Raw genomic sequence first — 2543 nt, forward strand, 5'->3', positions numbered from 1 at the left:
CCTTGCCGCGCTGCGGGCCAGCCTTGAGACAGACGCCATACCGCCCCTGACACTCGGCCTGATCGCCCTGTCCTTCCCGGCTCATCTGGCAGCGCTCGTCCTCGCCTGGCGAAAAGTCTCCCGGCCATAAAAAAAGCGGCGTGGATTGGAAATCACGCCGCTTTCAAGGTGAGAGGCGGGGAACCGGGACGCCCGCCCCCTGCCTTTCTTGGCAGGGAAACGGCGCGTCTACCCGCCCCTAGAAACTGGCGAACCCGTTATCGATCCCCCAGAGATACCAGTTGTCGACCACAGTGCCGGTCAGCAGGATGCCGATACCGCCCGTAATCGGACAGAGAATGGCAAACCACCAGGCCCAGCGATGGATCGACTCCATCGAAGCGTTGAAGCCCATCGTCCAGCGCCAGAACAGGGCGGCGCGTTCAGACGCCGTACCCCGATCGACAATCTGCTCGATCTCGCGCTCCCCGCCATACCGGCCAACCGCCAGAATGGTCGCCCCGTGCATCGCAAACAGAAGCGCCGATCCATAGAGGAAGACGATCGAGAGCATGTGGAACGGGTTGTAGAAGAGGTTGCCGTAGATGAGCGAGAAATTATTCGTCCAGTCGAGGTGCGGGAAGATGCCGAACGGGACAGCCTCAGACCAGGTCCCCATCATCAGCGGGCGAATGAAGCCCAGCACCAGATAGAGCCAGATCGCCGCCGCAAAGGCCCATGACACGTGCGTTCCAAGGCCGAGCTGGCGCGCGCGGCGATAGGTGCGCACCCACCAGAGCAGGATTGCAGATGTCAGGAAGAAGCCCGCCATCAGCCACCATCCGCCCTCATTGAGCGGTGGAAAGACGCTGAGGCCATGCTCTGGCAGCGGCGCTTCAAGCGCCAGCCAGGGCAGCTGTCCGATGAATTTGATCGGATCCCAGCCCACCGACGCCCACATGTTGAGGCCGATGATCTCGATCGCGATAAATCCGCAGATCAGCGAGGCAACGCCTGTAGCGCCGAGATAGATCGGACCAATCTGCGCATCGCCGATCTTGCCGAGCCAGTAGCTGAAGCCCTTGAGCTTTTCGCGCGGCCAGTCGCTTTTCGGCAGAGGCACGCCCGGATCGTAATGACCGCGAACCTGAACCTGGGTGAAGATATTCTGATAGTCTGCCATGGTTCCGCCCTCCTAGCCGGCCCAAATCGGGATGTTCTTCCACCAGTCCCACCATGTGACCCAGGATCCCTCGTAAAGGGGGCCCGAGATGATGATGCAGACGGCGCTCCAGAAGCCGGCCGACAGGGCAAGGAAAAGTCCAACCCTGTGAATGCCGAGCGTCCCGACCGAATATCCCATGATGTCTCGAAAGAACGAGTTGTCGTGTTCGGGCGCCTTGACTGGCTTGTTCTTGCCCGGATTGGTTGCCGACAGCACCGCCCCGCCATGCATGGCGAGCGCAAGGCACGTCGTGAAGAAGAATGTAATGGCGATCATGTGCGCCGGATTGTAGTGGAAATTGCCGTACTGGTAGCCGGTGTTCGAGACCCAGTCCAAATGGCTCATGATGCCGTAAGGAAAGCCGTAGCCCCACGCGCCCATAAGGAAGGGACGGAAGACAACCAGGGTCACATAGGCCAGGATGGCAATGCCAAAGGCGAAGGGCACATGATAGCCCATGCCAAGTTTTCGGCAGATCTCCACTTCCCTCAGCATCCAGGATACGAAAGCACCTGTCGCGCAGAAGGTCACAAGCTGCCAGATCCCGCCCTCAGCAAGGGGGGCAAAGTGCAGCCCGTAACTGACATCCGGCGGATCGATACTGATCAGCCAGGGATTCCAGGTATCGCCCATAGAAGCGCCGAGAAAGATCAGCGCCGTGCCAAGGGCCGCGAAGAAAATGGACGTGACCCCGAAGAATCCAACATAAAAGGGCCCGACCCAGAAATCGAAGAGATCTCCTCCAACCAGGGTTCCTCCGCGAATACGGTATTTTCGCTCAAAACTAAGTAACGCCATCTCAAAGGCTCCGCGAAATTCGGGGTGGGCGTCGAGGATCGCGTTTCAGCGATCCTCGCGCATTTATAAACGCAGGCCTGCCCGCTATGATCGGTCAGATCCATCGAAATAGCCGCCGTCTGGGCCGGGGCTGTTCCAAGCCAGTTGAAACGCTCCGTGCTGAGCAGAATGAAGTGAATCAGCACAGCAAGCGTAAACAGGAAGATTGCCAACGCGACGAGCACGCGGCGTGGGTCAAAGAGTAACCAAATTCTCCACATGGTCGTGTCTCCTATCCAAAGTTGCTAAAGAAATTGCCGGCAAGGCGCATGCCTTCATCGACCATCGCGTAGCCTTCAGGCCCCGGGATCCATGGCCGCCACATCCAGACCAGGACGTGTGCGACAACCGCAATTAGAGTGAATATTAGGAAGCTCGACATGAAGATCTTGTGGAACTCCTGAGCTTCTGCCTGGGTGAGCCCGGACAGGGTCTCCGATCGATCGATCGCATCATTGGCCATGATATCCTCCTTTTTGGAAATGGGCCTTTGCCGCACTTA

At 58.7% G+C, this 2543-nt stretch carries 3 protein-coding genes and 1 pseudogene; all 4 read right to left on the reverse strand.

The window, feature by feature from the left end; genetic code table 11:
- Nucleotides 1–238: 238 nt before the first annotated feature.
- The 4 genes and pseudogenes from pufM to pufB all read right to left on the reverse strand — a co-directional run bounded on the left by pufM (nucleotide 239) and on the right by pufB (nucleotide 2504).
- The gene (gene pufM / locus WA989_RS09105; RefSeq protein WP_424340187.1) at nucleotides 239–1162 is read right to left on the reverse strand and encodes a photosynthetic reaction center subunit M; all 924 of its coding nucleotides are present in this window, start codon (nucleotides 1160–1162) and stop codon (nucleotides 239–241) included.
- 12 nt (nucleotides 1163–1174) lie between these two features.
- Nucleotides 1175–2002 carry a photosynthetic reaction center subunit L gene (pufL, locus tag WA989_RS09110; RefSeq protein WP_424340188.1) on the reverse strand — a complete coding sequence of 276 codons (828 nt, stop codon included), beginning with the start codon at nucleotides 2000–2002 and terminating at the stop codon, nucleotides 1175–1177.
- Nucleotides 2003–2094: 92 nt separating this feature from the next.
- Nucleotides 2095–2262 (reverse strand): annotated as a pseudogene (pufA, locus tag WA989_RS09115) (light-harvesting antenna LH1, alpha subunit); the annotation flags it as partial.
- Nucleotides 2263–2273: 11 nt separating this feature from the next.
- Nucleotides 2274–2504 (reverse strand): light-harvesting antenna LH1, beta subunit, encoded by a 231-nt coding sequence (gene pufB / locus WA989_RS09120; protein ID WP_424340189.1) that lies wholly within the window; start codon nucleotides 2502–2504, stop codon nucleotides 2274–2276.
- Between the last annotated feature and the right edge of the window lie 39 nt (nucleotides 2505–2543).

The organism is Henriciella sp. (assembly GCF_049649345.1).
GTDB lineage: Bacteria > Pseudomonadota > Alphaproteobacteria > Caulobacterales > Hyphomonadaceae > Henriciella.

Coding starts and splice junctions, on each gene's coding strand:
- pufM (WP_424340187.1), bottom strand. CDS start 1,162: ATGGCAGACTATCAGAATATCTTCACCCAGGTTCAGGTTCGCGGTCAT.
- pufB (WP_424340189.1), bottom strand. CDS start 2,504: ATGGCCAATGATGCGATCGATCGATCGGAGACCCTGTCCGGGCTCACC.
- pufL (WP_424340188.1), bottom strand. CDS start 2,002: ATGGCGTTACTTAGTTTTGAGCGAAAATACCGTATTCGCGGAGGAACC.